The organism is Pedobacter sp. W3I1 (assembly GCF_030816015.1).
In the GTDB taxonomy this organism is placed as follows: Bacteria; Bacteroidota; Bacteroidia; order Sphingobacteriales; family Sphingobacteriaceae; genus Pedobacter.
Genome location: NZ_JAUSXN010000001.1, coordinates 1,509,689 through 1,526,465 on the forward strand (window position 1 = coordinate 1,509,689; position 16,777 = coordinate 1,526,465).

Annotated in this window: 15 protein-coding genes and 1 pseudogene; 15 read left to right on the forward strand and 1 reads right to left on the reverse strand. The window is 37.1% G+C overall.

Annotated elements, in window-relative coordinates:
• Window positions 1-5 precede the first annotated feature (5 nt).
• A complete protein-coding gene (locus QF042_RS06475; protein WP_307526463.1) occupies window positions 6-833 on the reverse strand; it encodes a S9 family peptidase in 828 nt (275 codons plus the stop codon).
• A gap of 792 nt (window positions 834-1,625) precedes the next feature.
• Between QF042_RS06475 and hemA the strand changes: the two genes are divergently transcribed.
• The 15 genes and pseudogenes from hemA to QF042_RS06550 all read left to right on the forward strand — a co-directional run bounded on the left by hemA (window position 1,626) and on the right by QF042_RS06550 (window position 16,636).
• Complete coding sequence (gene hemA, locus QF042_RS06480; RefSeq protein WP_307526464.1) at window positions 1,626-2,852, forward strand: glutamyl-tRNA reductase; 1,227 nt, start codon at window positions 1,626-1,628, stop codon at window positions 2,850-2,852.
• A 460-nt stretch (window positions 2,853-3,312) separates the two neighbouring features.
• Window positions 3,313-4,893, forward strand: coding sequence for a hydroxymethylbilane synthase (gene hemC, locus QF042_RS06485; RefSeq protein WP_307526466.1), 1,581 nt, complete (start codon window positions 3,313-3,315; stop codon window positions 4,891-4,893).
• Window positions 4,894-5,084: 191 nt separating this feature from the next.
• Entirely contained in the window at window positions 5,085-6,053 is a 969-nt protein-coding gene (gene hemB / locus QF042_RS06490) for a porphobilinogen synthase (RefSeq protein WP_307526468.1), read from the forward strand.
• A gap of 159 nt (window positions 6,054-6,212) precedes the next feature.
• Window positions 6,213-7,583: a glutamate-1-semialdehyde 2,1-aminomutase gene (hemL, locus tag QF042_RS06495; protein ID WP_307526470.1), complete on the forward strand. Its 1,371-nt coding sequence runs from the start codon at window positions 6,213-6,215 to the stop codon at window positions 7,581-7,583.
• 239 nt (window positions 7,584-7,822) lie between these two features.
• Entirely contained in the window at window positions 7,823-8,689 is an 867-nt protein-coding gene (locus QF042_RS06500) for a sensor histidine kinase KdpD (RefSeq protein ID WP_307526472.1), read from the forward strand.
• 8 nt (window positions 8,690-8,697) lie between these two features.
• A pseudogene (locus QF042_RS06505) lies at window positions 8,698-9,403 on the forward strand (response regulator transcription factor).
• The gene (locus QF042_RS06510) at window positions 9,403-9,918 is read left to right on the forward strand and encodes a hypothetical protein (protein WP_307526473.1); all 516 of its coding nucleotides are present in this window, start codon (window positions 9,403-9,405) and stop codon (window positions 9,916-9,918) included. Before QF042_RS06505 ends, QF042_RS06510 begins: the two are co-directional and overlap by 1 nt.
• A 182-nt stretch (window positions 9,919-10,100) precedes the next feature.
• Complete coding sequence (hemE, locus tag QF042_RS06515) at window positions 10,101-11,126, forward strand: uroporphyrinogen decarboxylase (protein ID WP_307526475.1); 1,026 nt, start codon at window positions 10,101-10,103, stop codon at window positions 11,124-11,126.
• 43 nt (window positions 11,127-11,169) lie between these two features.
• Window positions 11,170-11,403 (forward strand): hypothetical protein, encoded by a 234-nt coding sequence (locus tag QF042_RS06520; RefSeq protein WP_307526477.1) that lies wholly within the window; start codon window positions 11,170-11,172, stop codon window positions 11,401-11,403.
• Window positions 11,403-12,149: a hypothetical protein gene (locus tag QF042_RS06525; protein ID WP_307526479.1), complete on the forward strand. Its 747-nt coding sequence runs from the start codon at window positions 11,403-11,405 to the stop codon at window positions 12,147-12,149. Before QF042_RS06520 ends, QF042_RS06525 begins: the two co-directional genes overlap by 1 nt.
• Window positions 12,146-12,700 (forward strand): CopD family protein, encoded by a 555-nt coding sequence (locus tag QF042_RS06530; protein ID WP_307526481.1) that lies wholly within the window; start codon window positions 12,146-12,148, stop codon window positions 12,698-12,700. Before QF042_RS06525 ends, QF042_RS06530 begins: the two co-directional genes overlap by 4 nt.
• A gap of 153 nt (window positions 12,701-12,853) precedes the next feature.
• The gene (locus tag QF042_RS06535) at window positions 12,854-14,011 is read left to right on the forward strand and encodes a hypothetical protein (protein ID WP_307526483.1); all 1,158 of its coding nucleotides are present in this window, start codon (window positions 12,854-12,856) and stop codon (window positions 14,009-14,011) included.
• 394 nt (window positions 14,012-14,405) lie between these two features.
• Complete coding sequence (locus QF042_RS06540) at window positions 14,406-14,975, forward strand: RNA polymerase sigma factor (protein ID WP_307526485.1); 570 nt, start codon at window positions 14,406-14,408, stop codon at window positions 14,973-14,975.
• Window positions 14,956-15,708, forward strand: a complete 753-nt coding sequence (locus tag QF042_RS06545) for a hypothetical protein (RefSeq protein ID WP_307526487.1) — start codon at window positions 14,956-14,958, stop codon at window positions 15,706-15,708. Before QF042_RS06540 ends, QF042_RS06545 begins: the two co-directional genes overlap by 20 nt.
• Window positions 15,709-15,838: 130 nt before the next feature.
• Complete coding sequence (locus QF042_RS06550; protein ID WP_307526489.1) at window positions 15,839-16,636, forward strand: outer membrane beta-barrel protein; 798 nt, start codon at window positions 15,839-15,841, stop codon at window positions 16,634-16,636.
• Window positions 16,637-16,777 lie beyond the last annotated feature (141 nt).

Here is a 16,777-nt window from a genome sequence, read left to right on the forward strand (position 1 = left end):
TAAAATTATCCTTCATCCAAAAATAACAAAACCTTTTCACAAACCTTAAATAAAAGTGGAGGCAAAGTATCGTTATTATAGGGCTGTGTTGCACCATAAACATGGTTGGCACCTTCAATTTTAACCAACCTGCTGCCAGGGTTGGCTTCTGCCAAAGTTTGCGCCGTTTCAAAAGGAACATTTACGTCATCATCACCATGGATAATTAACCAGGGGATGTTTACCCGTTTTGCTGCATCTAAAATATTCAATGCTGCTGCATTTTCTTCCAGATCTTCCAATAAGGTTACATTTAAAGGCATTTGCTCCTTCGTACGGGCATTAATAACGAATATTTTGCCGTTTTTTTTCCATTCTGCTTCCTGTTCTTTTTTCCAAAGACTGCTAAAATCGCCAATGGCGCTCCAGGTAATCAGTTTGTTTATCCTCAGGTCGTTAGCAGCCTCAATGATGGATAACCCACCGCCACGGCTATGGCCGATGAGGTTTACTTTGGTTTCTTTACCGTAAGCTTTTTCAATAAAATCGAGTATGGCATTTAAGTCAAAAAGTTCTTTCGATACGGTATTTCGGGCAAAGGCATCCATATCGGTTACATCTTTCGGATCATCAACAGGAACACCGCTGTGTGATAAATTGAATTTGATGTAACGGTAGCCATTGCTGGCAAAGTACCGGGCCACTAAATTGTGCGCACCCCAATCTTTAAAGCCTTTAAAACCATGAACAAAAAGTACAATGGGTGTGTTGGGGTTTTTTTCATCAAAAGTGATATCGCCAATAATTAATTTTCCGTCTGAACCGCTAAGGCTAAAATTGCTTTGTGTAATCATCGTTTAAGGAATTGGTACAAAATATAAACCTACAAAATCTAATTTTGTTGTGTATTTTTTGCATTAACCTGATGGATGGATTTGTTATAGAAGCGCCAAGAAAACCATTAATAGTGGCAGAGGCCTATATTATCTAAACCCGATAACAGTGGAAATACTTTTTGTTGCAGGTTTTCGACAAACTCAGACTAACATTCCCAAAAAGATTGTAACGAATAGCGGGGCTAACACTAAAATGAAATACAGCTCCTGCTTTTCAAAAAAATAAAATTACCCATTACGATTTTTATAATAATACCATACCCAACAGATAAACAATAGCTGCAAAGGCAACCTTGCCCAGGCTATAAATGGGTGTAGCTGATATTTTGCCAAATATGAACGGCATCTTCTGGATCATGTAGATGTGCGCGTAAAAAGGCAACCAACATCAGTATAATTAACAGTGCCGCTAGTTTTCTGTCATCTTAATCTACAATAAATCCAAAAACGATTTTTAATATTCCTGAGAAATAAATTAAATAACCATGCGCAGGCAACCATTTTGGCCTAATTACGTAATATACTGCAATGGATAAAAAGTGGTTACATCTAGCCAAAACGTAGAAGAGGGCATAAATCCAAAGAAAAATGATACAGATTGGTTTGTTTATATAAATCAATGTGGCTTGATTAATCTTTAATCCCTTTATTTAAAACCGTTCTAAATTGATGTAAATTACAGGTTAATGACAGTCACATGCGTTCACCGTGTTACTTTTGTATCCCGATAATAGTTAATAACGGAAGCACTTGGAATATTTAAAAGTAATAGCTTTTACGCATCACCACATCGACCTGAAATCTTTAGGGAAATTAGTTATTTGTGATCAGAGTTTAGATAGCAGGTTGAAGAATGTTCAAGCAGAACTTCCCGTTAGCGAAATTTTTTATATTGGAACATGTAACCGTGTAGAGTTTGTTTTCCTTACCAAAGAGAAGACTGACAAGGAATTTGTAACCAGATTTCTTACTGTTTTAGACATGGGCCTGCCTCCTGAATTTATGGAGCGTTTTCTTGATAATGTTTCTGTTTACGAAAATGAAGAGGCTTTTAATCATTTACTCAGAACATCGTGTTCTTTAGAGAGTTTGGTGGTTGGCGAAAAGGAAATCCTTGCTCAGATCCGTAAAGCTTACGAAAACTGCCGCGATGCAGGATTTACCGGCGATTACATGCGTATGATCATGGAGCGTGTGGTTAAAACCGCAAAAGAAGTTTATACGCACACCAATATTTCAAAAAATCCCGTTTCTGTTGTTTCATTGGCCTACCGCAAGCTAAAAGAGTTAAACATGTGCGGCAACTCGCGTATCTTGATTATTGGTGCTGGCGAAACGAATCAGAACATTGCAAAATACCTTAACAAACATAAATATTCCAATTTCTCGATTTTCAACCGTACTTTTTCTAAGGCCGAATCTTTAGCAGGAGAGTTAGGTGGTAAGGCTTACCCTTTAGCATCACTTGAAGATTTTAATGAGGGATTTGATGTGATTATTACCTGTACTGGTTCTACTGAGGCGATTATTAACGAAGCATTATACGCTAAACTGTTAAATGGCGATCAGGGCAAAAAGGTAATTGTAGATTTGGCCATTCCGAATGATGTTACCCCTGCAGTGATCCATAACAACCCTGTACATTATATTGAGGTAGAATCGCTGAAAGAGGTGGCGCGCAAAAATATCCAGGAACGTTATAACGAACTGGTGCATGCCGAAGAAATTATCAGCAATAACATTACCGAATTTTTCTCTGTTTTAAAACAACGCCGTATCGAACTGGCGATGCAGGAAGTGCCAAGAAAGATTAAAGAAATCAAAAATACAGCCATAAATGGCGTATTTGCTGAGGAAATTAGTCAGATGGATGAAGCCTCGCGAGAAGTTTTAGAACGTGTAATGAACTACATGGAGAAAAAATACATCAGCGTTCCGATGGTAATGGCCAAAGAAATTTTGGTTAATCAACCTTAATTTTCCCCTTATTCTTTTTCTGTCATTCTTCGTTTGTGTCATCCTGAATGAAATGAAGGATCTTTCTTTTCAAGGTAATCCTGAAAAAATCTCTTATCCATATATTAGATAAGTGAAGTCAGGTATTTCCATTTCAATTGGATTAATCTAAAGGGATCTGATTAAGTGTAAGAGGGTAACATCTTACATCACGGATAACTTGGGTTCATCTTTCAAAATACAATCATATTCCTAATTTTTTTCCGTTGTCATGCTGAGCGTAGTCGAAGCACCTTCAAACGATCACGCTTGGACACTCCCACCTAAATCATTAATTTATTGCATTCCAGCTTTCATTATGTCTTAAATGTCACAGAAATCCTTTAAATTATACCTTCTGTAACCTCACTGTCTCATTTTTAAACAATTCATGGTATAAACCACTAATTAAATTAAATTTGCAACTCATTTAACCTTTATAGTGAAGAAATTAACCATTGGAACACGCGGTAGCGACCTGGCTTTATGGCAAGCAAATCATATAAAAGATGAATTGGCTGCAATTGGAATAGAAGCAGAAATAAAAATCATTAAAACGCAGGGCGATAAAATCCTGAATTTAAGATTAGATAAACTGGAAGGCAAAGGCTTTTTTACCAAAGAATTGGAAGAAGAACTTTTGGGTGGAACAATTGATCTGGCTGTGCATTGCCTTAAAGATTTACCCACTACGCATCCCGATGGATTAATTATCGCTGCTTTACCACCACGAGAAGAAGCAAGTGAATATCTTTTGATTTTAAAAGATTGTGTAGATGTTTCGCAAAAGCTTTCATTAAAAAAAGGTGCAATGGTGGGTACTTCATCCAATCGCCGCAAAGCCCAGTTATTGGGTTTACGCCCCGATTTAGAAGTTGAAGATTTACGCGGAAATGTACCCACCCGTATTCAAAAGCTCCGTGATGAAGATTACGATGCCATTCTGATTGCAAAAGCAGGTGTTAAACGCTTAAATCTTGATGTAAGCGATTTACATGTAGAAGAGTTAGAAACCACTGAGTTTATCCCTGCGCCGGCACAAGGCGCTTTGGCTATTCAGATCAGGGAAAATGATACCGAACTTTTTGATGCACTACAAAAATTGCACGATCCGGAAACAGCAGAAACAGTAACTGTAGAGCGTAAGGTTTTAAACCTTTTCGAAGGTGGTTGCCACATGCCATTGGGCTGTTATTGCAAAAAGGAAAACGGAAAATTCGAAATATGGACTTCAAAGGCCGAAACCGCCGACCATTTTCCTGAGCGTTTGTTTTTACGCGCAGAAAGTACCGAAGGTTTGGCAGAAAAAATTGTGAGCAAATTTAATGTAGAAAGAAAGAAGCCGGCAAAGGTTTTCATCTCGCGCGAAATTGGCGAACACAGTTATTTTCGCAGGGCACTAGAAAATAATAATATTGAAATAGAAGGACGTTCGTTAATCCGTACGTTTCCGATAGTAACTGTTTTAGATCAGTTTATTTTAAGGCATGTAGATTGGGTTTTCTTCAGTAGCCGCAACAGTGTCGAATATTTTTTCAACTTAAAACCATTGCTGCCAAAGAAAACAAAATTTGGTGTAGTTGGAAGAGGTTCGGAAGATGCCTTGCGGAAATTTGGCCATATTGCTGATTTTGTTGGCGAGAGTGGCGATATTACCGAAGTTGCAGAAGATTTTGCGCAATTGGTTAGTGGTCAGCAAGTATTGTTTCCAAGAGCACAGGATTCTTTACAGTCTATTCAAAAATCATTACCAGCTGACGCTAAAATAATCGATCTGCCGATTTACGAAACCGTAATCGAAGAAGATATAGACCAGAGTTATGCCGATGTGCTCATTTTCACCAGCCCTTCAAACGTTGATGCCTATTTCGCTGATAATTTATTGGAGCCAGGTCAACAGGTAATTGCCATTGGAAACTCTACAGGTAAGAAATTTGATGAAATGGGAGTGAAATATGCTTTGCCTTACTCACCTGATGAAATTGGATTGGCTGAAGCTGTTTTTGGAATAGAGATAAAGTAGGTTTGAGGTGGAAGGCAGAAGGTTTAGGGTGGAGGGGTTAGAGTTTAAGGACTAAAATAATTAAGTCTTGATACCTGATATTATAATCTAAAAATCTGTGTAATCATTCAATCTGTGCAATCACCCCGAAGCAAAAAATAAAAAGATATTCAGGTCTCGATACTTGATACTAAATACTTGATACAAATAAAATGTTAAATCGTCCGCGTAGATTAAGGAAAAACCCATTAGTGAGAGAGATGGTAGCCGAAACACGGTTATCGAAGGATATGTTTGTGTACCCTTATTTTGTAGTGCCTGGCAATAACATTACCCACGCCATTGATGCCATGCCTGGTGTAAACCATTATTCGGTTGATACCCTGGTGAACGATGTTGAGGCTGGAATGAAAAAAGGGCTTAACAAAATCATGCTTTTTGGTGTTGGTGATGAAAAATCTGAAGATGCCAAATCCGCTTATCACGATCATTCTTTGGTGCCAACTGCGGTTCGCGAGCTCAAAAAACAATTCGGAGATGATTTATATGTAATTACCGATGTTTGCGTTTGTTCTTATACCACCCACGGCCATTGTGGTATTTTAGAGAACGATTATGTTCAAAACGATAAAACAGTTGAGGTAATTGCTAAAATGGCCTTAACGCATGCTGAAGCTGGTGCTGATATGTTTGCTCCATCGGATATGATGGATGGGAGGATTGAGGCCATGCGTAATCTTTTAGATGAAAACGGTTTTGTAAATGCCGCCATTATGAGTCATGCAACAAAATTTGCTTCTGCCTACTATGGTCCTTTTAGAGAGGCTGCAGATTGTGCACCAAGCAAAGGCGATAGGAAGGCTTATCAGATGGATTTCAGAAATCCGTTAGAGGCTTTGCGCGAAGCCGCTTTAGATGAACAGGAAGGCGCGGATGTTTTAATGGTGAAACCAGGTTTAGCCTATCTGGATATTATCCAGCGTTTAAAACAAGATACTAATTTACCAATTGCGGTTTATAATGTATCAGGCGAATACTCAATGGTAAAAGCAGCTGCCGAACGCGGTTGGATAGATGAACAAAAAGTAGTGATGGAAACCATGCATGCCTTCGCCCGTGCAGGCGCAAGTATTATTACCACTTACCATATTAAAGATATTTTAAATAACGACTGGCTTTAGAGGCGGAAGGTAGAAGGCTTAATGGTTGAGGGTTTATACCCACAATTTAGATCTTTAACAATTCATTCTAAAACCTACAAATATAATGAGGTAAAAGATTGATGGTTTATTGGTTATGCGTCCAAAACCTTCCACCTTTCAGCCTTCAACCTTAATAAAATGTTAGATTCATTAAAAAAAATGTTTTCAGGCAACGAAGCCGATATTCCGGTAAATACGGGAAGTAAACCTGATATTTCGAGGGTAAAATCTGCCGAGCTGTACGAGAAATCAAAAACGTATTTCCCTGGTGGAGTAAACTCACCTGTAAGAGCTTTTAAATCGGTTTATGGTACACCACTTTTTATCGAAAAAGGTGATGGCTGTTATATCTGGGATGCCGATGGTAATCAGTTTATCGATTTCTGCGGTAGCTGGGGACCATTAATTTTAGGACATAACAATCCTAAAATCCGCGAGAAAGTTACTGAGGTCATGCAGAACGGAATGAGCTTCGGCGCACCAACAGCTTTAGAAAATGAATTGGCTGAGCTGATTATCAAAAATAACCGTTTTGTAGAAAAAATCCGTTTCACCAGCTCAGGTACAGAAGCGGTAATGTCGGCCATACGTTTGGCAAGAGGTTTTACCAGTCGCGATAAAATTTTAAAGTTCGAAGGCTGTTACCACGGTCATAGCGATTCGCTTTTGGTTAAAGCGGGCTCAGGTTTGGTTACTTTTGGCGAAACTTCTTCTGCAGGTGTACCAAAATCTTTTGCCGAAGAAACCATTGTTGTTCCTTTAAATGATAAAATAGCTATTGAACAAGCTTTTGCCCAGTTTAAAGATCAGATTGCTGCAGTAATTATAGAAGGCATTCCGGCGAATAATGGATTAATTATCCAGGATGAGGAATATATTCATTTCTTGCGCAAAATTTGTACAGATAACGGTTCACTATTAATTTTTGATGAAGTAATTACTGGTTTCAGGGTTGGTTTTGAGGGGGCAGCTGCACATTATGGCGTTACACCCGATATTGTTACTTATGGCAAAATCATAGGTGGTGGATTGCCAGTTGGGATGTACGGTGCACGTGCTGAAATTATGGCACATATTTCTCCTGATGGTGGTGTGTACCAGGCAGGAACCTTATCTGGAAATCCCGTTGCCATGGCAGCAGGCATTGCTACTTTAACAGAACTGAATAAATCAAGCTTTTACAAAGATTTGAATACCAAAGCGCAAGAATTTGTGGCTAGCATTCAGCGTTTTGCAACGGCACGTAACTATAAATTTAAGGTATTTACCATTGGTTCTATCTTCTGGTTTGCTTTTACCGATAAGGATAAAATCCAATCGGCTGATGATATTGATGCCAGCAGCATGGAGAAATTCAAAATTATGCACCGTGAGTTATTGAATAGAGGAATTTATTTAGGGCCATCGGGATATGAAGTTGGTTTCGTATCTTCAGCACATACTAAGATCGAATTAGAGAAAGCGAAACGTGCTATTTTTGAAGCGTTAGATTTGGTGTTTAAGAAGTAAGGCTTTTTTAAAGCTACAATATAATGATTTATGATGGTTTGTGGAGACACAAACCATGGGAAGTTTTCACATAGAACAAAGAGGTTGTTAACCATATAAGAAAATATAAGTTAGGTTATATAAAACTTGGAGAGACTGCTCCCATCCTTATTTTAAGGAGGGCTGCCTGAAAAGGGAACAATAAAATAATCTGTGTAATCAAACAATCTGTGTAATCAACCCGAAGGAAAAATCGACGAATGAAGAAATCTATAATTATATTTTACGCATTATTACTTTATGCATTGATTCAACTCATTTCGTGGGGTACATTGGTGGTGCGTTTGCAACCAAGCCGCATGACTATGATTATGGGTGAGGGTTCAGTGTTTTTGTTTTTGCTCTGTATCGGTGGATATTTCCTTCACCAATCGTTAAAGCGTGAGGATAAATTAAGAGAGCAGCAACAGAATTTTCTGATGTCGATTACACATGAGCTGAAATCTCCTTTGGCGGCGATTAAACTTTCTATCCAAACTATAGTTAAAAGGGATTTGGATAAAGCACGCCAAACTTCATTATTAAACAATTCGCTAAAAGATATTGAACGTTTGGATGATCTGGTCGAAAATATGTTGTTGGCCACCAAGATCGAAAACCGTTCGTATACTTTCCCTAAAGAAGAATTTAACTTCTCAGAATTAGTATATAAAATTACAGATCGGTTGCAGGTTCACTCTTGTGGATGCGAGCAGATCATAAATGCTAAAATTCAGCCAAATTTGCAGATAGTGGGTGACAAATTTGCCTTATCGTCAGTGGTAACCAATTTAATTGAGAATGCAGTAAAGTATTCAAACCCATGTGATGAGATAAATGTGCATTTAAACAAGGTGGATGGGCATATTCAATTAAGTGTGGTGGATCAGGGGCCAGGTATTTCAGATGCCGAAAAAATGTTGATATTTGATAAGTTTTACCGCGTTGGTAACGAGAATGTCAGAAAAGCGAAAGGAACAGGTTTAGGCTTGTTTATTGTGAAAGAGGTTTTACAATACCATGATGCAGATATTACAGTAAAAGACAATTTGCCTCAAGGAAGTATTTTTGAAGTAACATTTAGTTAATCTCAATTATGTCACAAAAATTAAGAATTCTATTGGTAGAAGACGAGGATCACTTGTTAGATGCTATCAAATTAAACCTCGAACTTGAGGGTTATAAAGTTCACGCCGTTAAAGATGGCAAAAACCGCTCTTAAAATTTTTAAAGAAGAACGCTTCAATCTAATTATTTTAGATGTAATGTTGCCTGAAATGGATGGTTTCCAGGTTTGCGAAACAATCCGTTTAGAGAATGCAGAAGTTCCAATTATGTTTTTAACAGCTAAAAACACTTCAGAAGACCGTGTTTTAGGTTTGAAAAAAGGGGCAGATGATTATTTGGTTAAACCTTTCAACTTAGAAGAATTGATTCTTCGTGTAGGTATTTTAGTTAAACGCAGTTTAAAATCTGATGATTTAAAAGAATTGAATTCTTACAAAATCGGCGATAAAACAATCTATTTTAACTCTTTCGAACTGAAACATGATGATGGTACCATCACGCCGTTAACCAAAAAGGAAACGATGTTATTGAAACTATTAATCGAGCGTAAAAACGATGCCGTTTCAAGAGAGCAGATTTTAGAAACCGTTTGGAACTATGATGTTTACCCCTCTACCAGAACAATCGATAACTTCATTTTAACTTTCCGTAAGTATTTCGAACCAGATCAGAAAAACCCAGTTTATTTCCACTCTATCCGTGGTGTAGGTTATAAATTTACTGACATTCATTAATGTACAATAATAAAGGCAGATATGCTTTAATGGCAGTTTTTGTGCTTGCTGCATTGGTTTGTGTTTTTTACAATCAATACCAGCTGGCCGCTGTTTCAGGGCTATTATTTGCTTTTGTTGTTTGGAGCCATTTTAAGCATAGTTCGGTTTTGATGGCATCGAAACATTTCAAAAATAACGAATCCGGCAAAACCAAAGCCTTATTGGCCGAGGTGGTTAAGCCAGCGAGATTGGCTAAAAGCCGAAGGGGTTATTATGAATTTATGCAGGGGAATATGGCCTTGAAGGAAGAGGACTATGATAAAGCTGAATATCACTTTCAGTTGGCGAGCCGTTTTCCGGTAGGAGGTAAAAACGAAAAATCGTATGTACTGATCCATTTAGCTAACCTTGCTTTGCGGAAGAAAGACAGAGAAAGGGCAGAAGCTTATACCAAACTGGCTAAAGAGCTTGCTGAAACACAACGCTCGAAAGACATTATTGTTAAAATTGAAAAAGAAATAAGCAAGTTATAATATTAATATTGTCATTTTGAACAAGCGAAGCACCAGTTTTTGATAAAAAGGTACTTCGTTTTTTTTTTATTTATACCTTTGCGCCCGATTCGTCATGCTGAATTTAGTTCAGCATCTTTTTGCGATTAAGACCCTGAACTAAATTCAGGGTGACGTTGACTAAGGAACACCTAATACAAATCATGAAGAATAACTTATTTTTAGACGCAGCATTTTCAAAGCAAACCGAACGCCCACCTGTATGGATGATGCGTCAGGCAGGTCGCTTTATGCCACAATATTGGGAAATTAAAAACAAATACTCTTTTTTAGAGATGTGCAAAACCCCTGAAATTGCGGCCGATGTGACCATGTTACCTGTTGATTTGTTGGATATTGATGCTGCGATTTTATTCTGTGATATTTTGGTAACTGGTGAGGCTATGGGTGGTGATTTGAGCTTTACTCAGGGCGTAGGGCCTAAGTTTGCCAATCCGGTACGTACTGCACAAGATATCGAAAATTTAAATGTTGATTGTTTAGATGAATTGCAATACGTTGCTGATGCAATTAAAGTGATCCAGCAGCGATTAAATGGCAATATTCCTTTAATCGGTTTTGCAGGTGCACCTTTTACCGTAATGAGTTATTTAATTGAAGGAGGTTCTTCTAAAGATTTTAAATTAACCAAGCTCTTTATACACAATCAGCCAGAATTGGCCCATAAACTTTTGGCTAAAATTGCTAAAGTAACGGCTGATTACCTGAATCTTCAGATTGCTGCTGGCGTTAACGCTGTTCAAATTTTCGATAGTTGGGCGCTTGCTTTATCATGGAATGATTACCAGGAATTTTCTCACCGTTATATCCAGGAAATCATTGCTAACTTAAATAGAAAAGATATTCCGGTGATTTCGTTCTGTAAAGGAAGTTCGGTTTTTGCACCAATTATGGCAGAAGCGAAACCAGATGTAATTTCGGTTGACTGGAACGCTGATTTATTGAATATTAAAAATGCCTTGCCAAAAGGTATTGCTGTTCAGGGAAATTTAGATCCACATATTTTATATGCTGATAAAGCTGTAATTAAAGCGCAGATCCATAAGTTATTTGAACGTATGCGTGGCACCGAGGGATTTATCTTTAATTTGGGTCACGGTATTATGCCAGATATTCCCTTCGAAAATGTTAAATACGCAATTGAAGTAGTGAAGGAGTTTAGGTATTAATAGTTTGTTGATTTTTGTATATTAGCTATATAACTCAAATAATATGACTGTTAAATCTTTGAATGATGAGGATAAGCTGCCAATTAAGCAATTAATTAAAGCAGTTAATAAGAAGATGGAAGATGTTCTAAGGGTTGTTGACGCTTTGAATTTAGGTAGAACTGAAGTGAAAGCAGATGGCGTTTATAGAACATTTAATAATGGAGATGTTATTAAGGTAGCAGAAGGTAATTTTAAAAGAAGAAGAGTTTCTGCAAAGAGAATCAAGCTTTTTTAATGCCTAAGCAGCCTAAATTAAGAATTTTTGCCGGACCAAATGGTTCTGGTAAAACTACTTTGTTTGATTCTATAAAATCAAGCTATTTCTCCACTCGGATTTTTATTAATGCAGATTTATTGGAAGAAGAATTTAAGAAGAAAAATTTTCTAAACTTATCTGACTTTGAAATTGATGCTAATAATGAAGATTTTGAGTCATTTTGCTTTCGGAACGGACTTTTTATAAAAGCTGGATTTGACAAAAAAACCTGGAACTTAGCAATAAGAGAAAATGTTATTGTTAAAGCCATATCAAGCTCAATAACTCATAATTCTTATCATTTTGCAATTATTGCTGATTTTATTCGATACTCGTTAATCAGAAATAAAAAGTCATTCAGCTTCGAAACCGTATTTTCACATGCTTCTAAATTAGACCTTATTGATTTTGCTCATCGCAATAATTATAAGGTATATCTTTATTTTATTGGTACAGAAACACCAAAGATGAATTTGGAGCGTGTAAAGGATCGGGTTTCGAAAGGAGGCCATTTGGTTGACGCAGAAAAAATTGAAAAACGATATTTTTTGACGATGGATTTATTAATTGAGATGCTTAAAAAGGTAGATCAAACTTATCTTTGGGATAATTCTGAAGCAAAGCATAATTATGTTGGTGAAATTTGTGATGGAATATTAAATCTACAATTTACTAATATCCCAAATTGGATTGATACTTACATTTTGGATAAGATAAAACAATGATAGAAACCCTACAGCCATATTACTATTATTTTCTTGCAGTACATATCGTATTTGTAATTAGCTGGATGGCGGGACTGTTTTATATCCTGAGTCTTTTTATTTATCATACCGAGGCTAACGAGAAGTCTGAACCAGAAAAAAGTATCCTCCAAAAACAGTTTGTCAAAATGGAGGCCACTTTATGGAAAATTATTGCTACCCCGGCCATGATCATATCTGTCTTGGCAGGAGCATCTATGTTGACTTTAAATCAGGGCTTGCTCCAAGCCGATTGGATGTGGGTTAAGCTTGGTTTTGTTGTTGGGTTGCTTGTCTATCACTTTATTTGTCAAAACATCGTTAAACAGCTTAAAAATAACCAATATAAGCTAAGCAGTTTTCAGTTGAGGTTATGGCGAGAGCTGGCTACCATTTTTATGATCGCTATTGTATTTGTGGTAATCCTGAAAAGTGCCATTAACTGGATTTACGGTTTAATTGGTATTATGGGGGTTGCAATGGCTATAATGATTGCGGTTAAACTATACAAGAACTATCGTTTAAGAAAATAGATTAAAAGCTAAAAGACCAAAGACTAAAGCAAAATCAAACTGCGCTCATTGTTTGCTTTTCGTCAACTTGTATGGTGCTCTTGATACTTGATCCCCGGTACTTGATAATTTAATAAAAAACTATTCTAAATTTGGGCGATAAAATTCAAGCGCATGTTTACAACCACAGGTCTGAAAAAGGCCTTACTTCTAATATCTTTTCTTTTTAGTTCTTATTTTGCTTCCGCACAGTTTAATCAATCGGCTTTTGAAAACCGAATCCGTCCTGATAGCAGTTTAACGAACGAGGTTCACTTCAACTTTTACAATTTAAATTATGTTCGTAATTACGAGTATACCAACGATTTTCACGATGGTTATACTTTGTACGGAACGCAATTGCAACCTCAACTAGTTTATTACGCACATCCTAATCTGGCCATTACTGCCGGGGCTTTCATTAGAAAGGATTTTGGCCGGAACGGAATTTCTGATGCGAAACCATTGTTCAGTGTAAAATACCATAAAAGAAATCTCACCTTAATTTTTGGAAGTTTAGAAGGTAACATTCAACATAAATATATTGAGCCTTTATACGATTTCGAAAGAACCATAACTACACCAATTGAATACGGAACCCAGCTATTGGTGGAACGTAAGAAATTTACTTTAGATGCCTGGATAGCCTGGCAAAAAATGATCTATAAAGGCGATCCCGCAAAAGAAGAAATTATCGGAGGTTTATCAACCGAAAGCTTTTTAATCAAAAATGATGACTGGAAATTAAGTATCCCCGCACAGTTTTTGGCTTTCCACCAGGGCGGACAGATTGATGTATTGAAAGAAATCCCGATTACGACTATGTTTAACGGTGCAACGGGTATAAAACTGCATAAAAACATCAATACCAATATTAAACAGGTATATACCGATAACTATATTGCAGTTTACAAAGATTTTTCACCTGATAAAAGAAGGGCTTACCAAGGTGGTTTCGGTTTGTGGTTAAATGCAGGTGTAGAAAGTAAATGGGGAAGCTTGGTGGCTTCTTACTGGAAAGGCAATAACTTTATTTCGATTAAAGGTATGCCATTATACGAATCGGTTTCTGATAACCTGTATAGCCCCGGCTTGAAGCAAAGCGCTAGGAATATTGTTTCGCTGCGTTATGCTTACCAAAAAGAGTTAATTCCGCATTTATATCTTGATGTCCGTTTCGAGCCACATATCGATTTAGACAATACCGATAAACAACTTCAGTTTAATCACTCCTTTTTCTTAACCTACAAGCAGGATTTCAAATTGTTTAAAGTGAAGCAAGGTGGAAGGTAGAAGGATGGAAGGTAGGAAGGTTTAGGGGGAATAAGCTTATACCATTTCGAACCCCGTAGGTTTTAGAACCTACGGGGTTTTATGTTTAATAGACTTCAGAAGTTCCCCTGTGCGCTAATTCCTTTTTAAACCTCGGAAGTCCCTGCCAGCTAAACCCGATCGGAAGCGGTATCCCGATTTTTCATCGGGATTTAGCGGAGAGCGGGACTAACAGTCAAAAAAGCTCCTGCCATTGCTTTTCAAATCAAAAAACTATATCTTTCTTGAAAATTATTTAAACTATATCTGATAGATAATCAATCTATATAAAGCTGATTTTAACTTTATTTAACTTTTTTTCTCATCCCATGCAACCATTGTTTGTAATCTGCCATCTTCTATATACAAACACACAATGAAATTGACGCGAAGCTATACGATAAACGATTTGATGGAAGGCTGCAAAGCAGGCGACCGGAAAATGCAGGAGCTGCTTTACAAGCAAACTGCATCGAAAATGTTGGCCGTTTGTATGCGCTACGCCAAAGATAGAATGGAGGCAGAAGATGTGCTACAGATGGGATACATCAAAATTTTCCAAAAAATAAAAGAGTATAGGGGCGATGGTTCTTTTGAAGGCTGGATAAGAAGGGTTATGGTGAACACTGCAATTGAAAGCTACCGTAAAAATTTACGCAGCTTAAACGTGGTAGAAATAGATGAAGCTTATGAGCAACCATCAACCGGATTTGATTTTGGCAGCCTGGGAATGCAGGATCTAATGAAAGTGATACAAAAATTGGCAGATGGTTACCGCATGGTTTTTAACATGTACGTAATAGAAGGCTACTCGCACAAAGAAATTGGAGAAACGCTTGGAATTTCAGAAGGGGCAAGTAAATCGCAACTATCGAGGGCAAGAGCGATATTAAAAGAAGAAATTATAAAAATGGAGGGATTTGGTTATGCAACCTATACAGGATAAGGATTTTGATCAGTTATTTAAGGATGCTTTTGCTGATGCAGAAGTAACACCTTCGAGGGATTTATGGAGCAATATAGAAAGCGAAATAGCACCTAAGAAAAAAAGGATCATACCGATTTATTGGTTATCGGCAGCAGCGGTGTTATTGATTGCTACAATTGGTGTGTTGGTTTATCAACAAAAAGATGCGACTAAAAGCGATAAACAATTGGCCAGCAATACGGTTGAGAAAACTAAACCAGTGGTTCAAACACCGGTTGTTAAAGATTCTGCAACAGTGGTTGTTGAGCCCATAGAAAATATTGCACCCATTTTACCGGTTAACACTAAACCAGTAAATGATCTGGTTAAAACAAAAGCTAAGCAGGATGTTAAACCAGTAGAGAAACTGAATATTGTTACCGCACCTGTGATGCAAAAACAAGAAACAGTAATAGCACAGGTTGAAGAACCTAAAAAAGATATCAAAACTAAAATTGAAGAAGCGATTCTGCAGCCAAAAGAAGAAGCCATAATCGTTGCTAATCCTACTGCCGTTAAAATAGATGAGCCTATTAACGATAATGAGCAAAGTAGTAAAGGCATCCGTAATGTTGGCGATGTGGTAAACCTGATTGTAAACAAGATGGATAAAAGAAAAGATAAGCTGATTCAGTTTCGTACCGATGATGATGATTCTTCTCTGGCATCAATCAATATTGGTCCATTTAAAATAGGTAAACGCAAGAAGTAACAGTTTGCAGTGGCCAGTTATCAGTTTACAATTAACAGTTTTTAGTTAACAGTATCTAACATTTAAACTTTACAACATTGAACATTACAACCTTTAAATTTATAACAATAAAATAATAAACCACACATATATGAAACGTCTAATTTATACAACACTTTTGGTAAGCGGGCTTGCCGGTGTTATGGCTCCTGGTGCTTTTGCGCAACAAGATTCTACAAAAAAAAATAGAAAAGATTTAGATTACGGTATTGTAAAAATAACCAGAGACGAAAAAGATAGCACAAATAAAGATCTCAAAAAAGGTCGTTTTGTAGGTGGAATTACTTTTACCAGGGTTGATTGGGGTTTCTCCAGGTTAATCGACAATGGTAGTTTCAATTTGTCTCCAAACAACGAATTTTTGGATTATAAAGGTGGTAAAACCAGTACATTCTCTTTTGATGTTTTACAGTTTGGCTATCGTTTTAATTCTAATTTTAAAGTTTATGTAGCCGGTGGGTTCGACTGGACATTAATCCGCTTAAGAAAAGACATTACCATAGCTAAAAATTCTAACGAATTTGTATATACCGATCAGGCGCCTGTACATTTCTCTAAAAACCGTTTCTCGAGCAGCTATGTGCACATTCCCTTAAACTTCGAATTTCGCACCAGCGAAAACAAAAACAGCAAAAGATTTTACCTGGTTTTAGGTCCGGAGGTGAGCTTTTTGCTAAATGGAAAAATTAAACAGGTAAGTGAAGAACGTGGTAAAGAAAAGCAATATGATAGCTATCACTTTCAATCAGTTCGTTACGGCGGTACAGTTAGATTTGGTTATGGAGGTATAGGATTATTTACCAAATATTACTTTAACGATATGTTTACTACCTCGCAGCAAGCTGGCTTAAAGAATATGAGTTTCGGGGTTACTTTCGGGCTAAACTAAGCCATATCAAATAGACTGATTAATTCTCTCCTTTAGGAGAGATGTCTGAAGGGACAGAGAGGTAACATACAAATAAACAGATCCTGTTTCGGTTAGGCGAGACAGGATTTTTTATATGCAGTTTTTTGCTTTAAGCTTTAG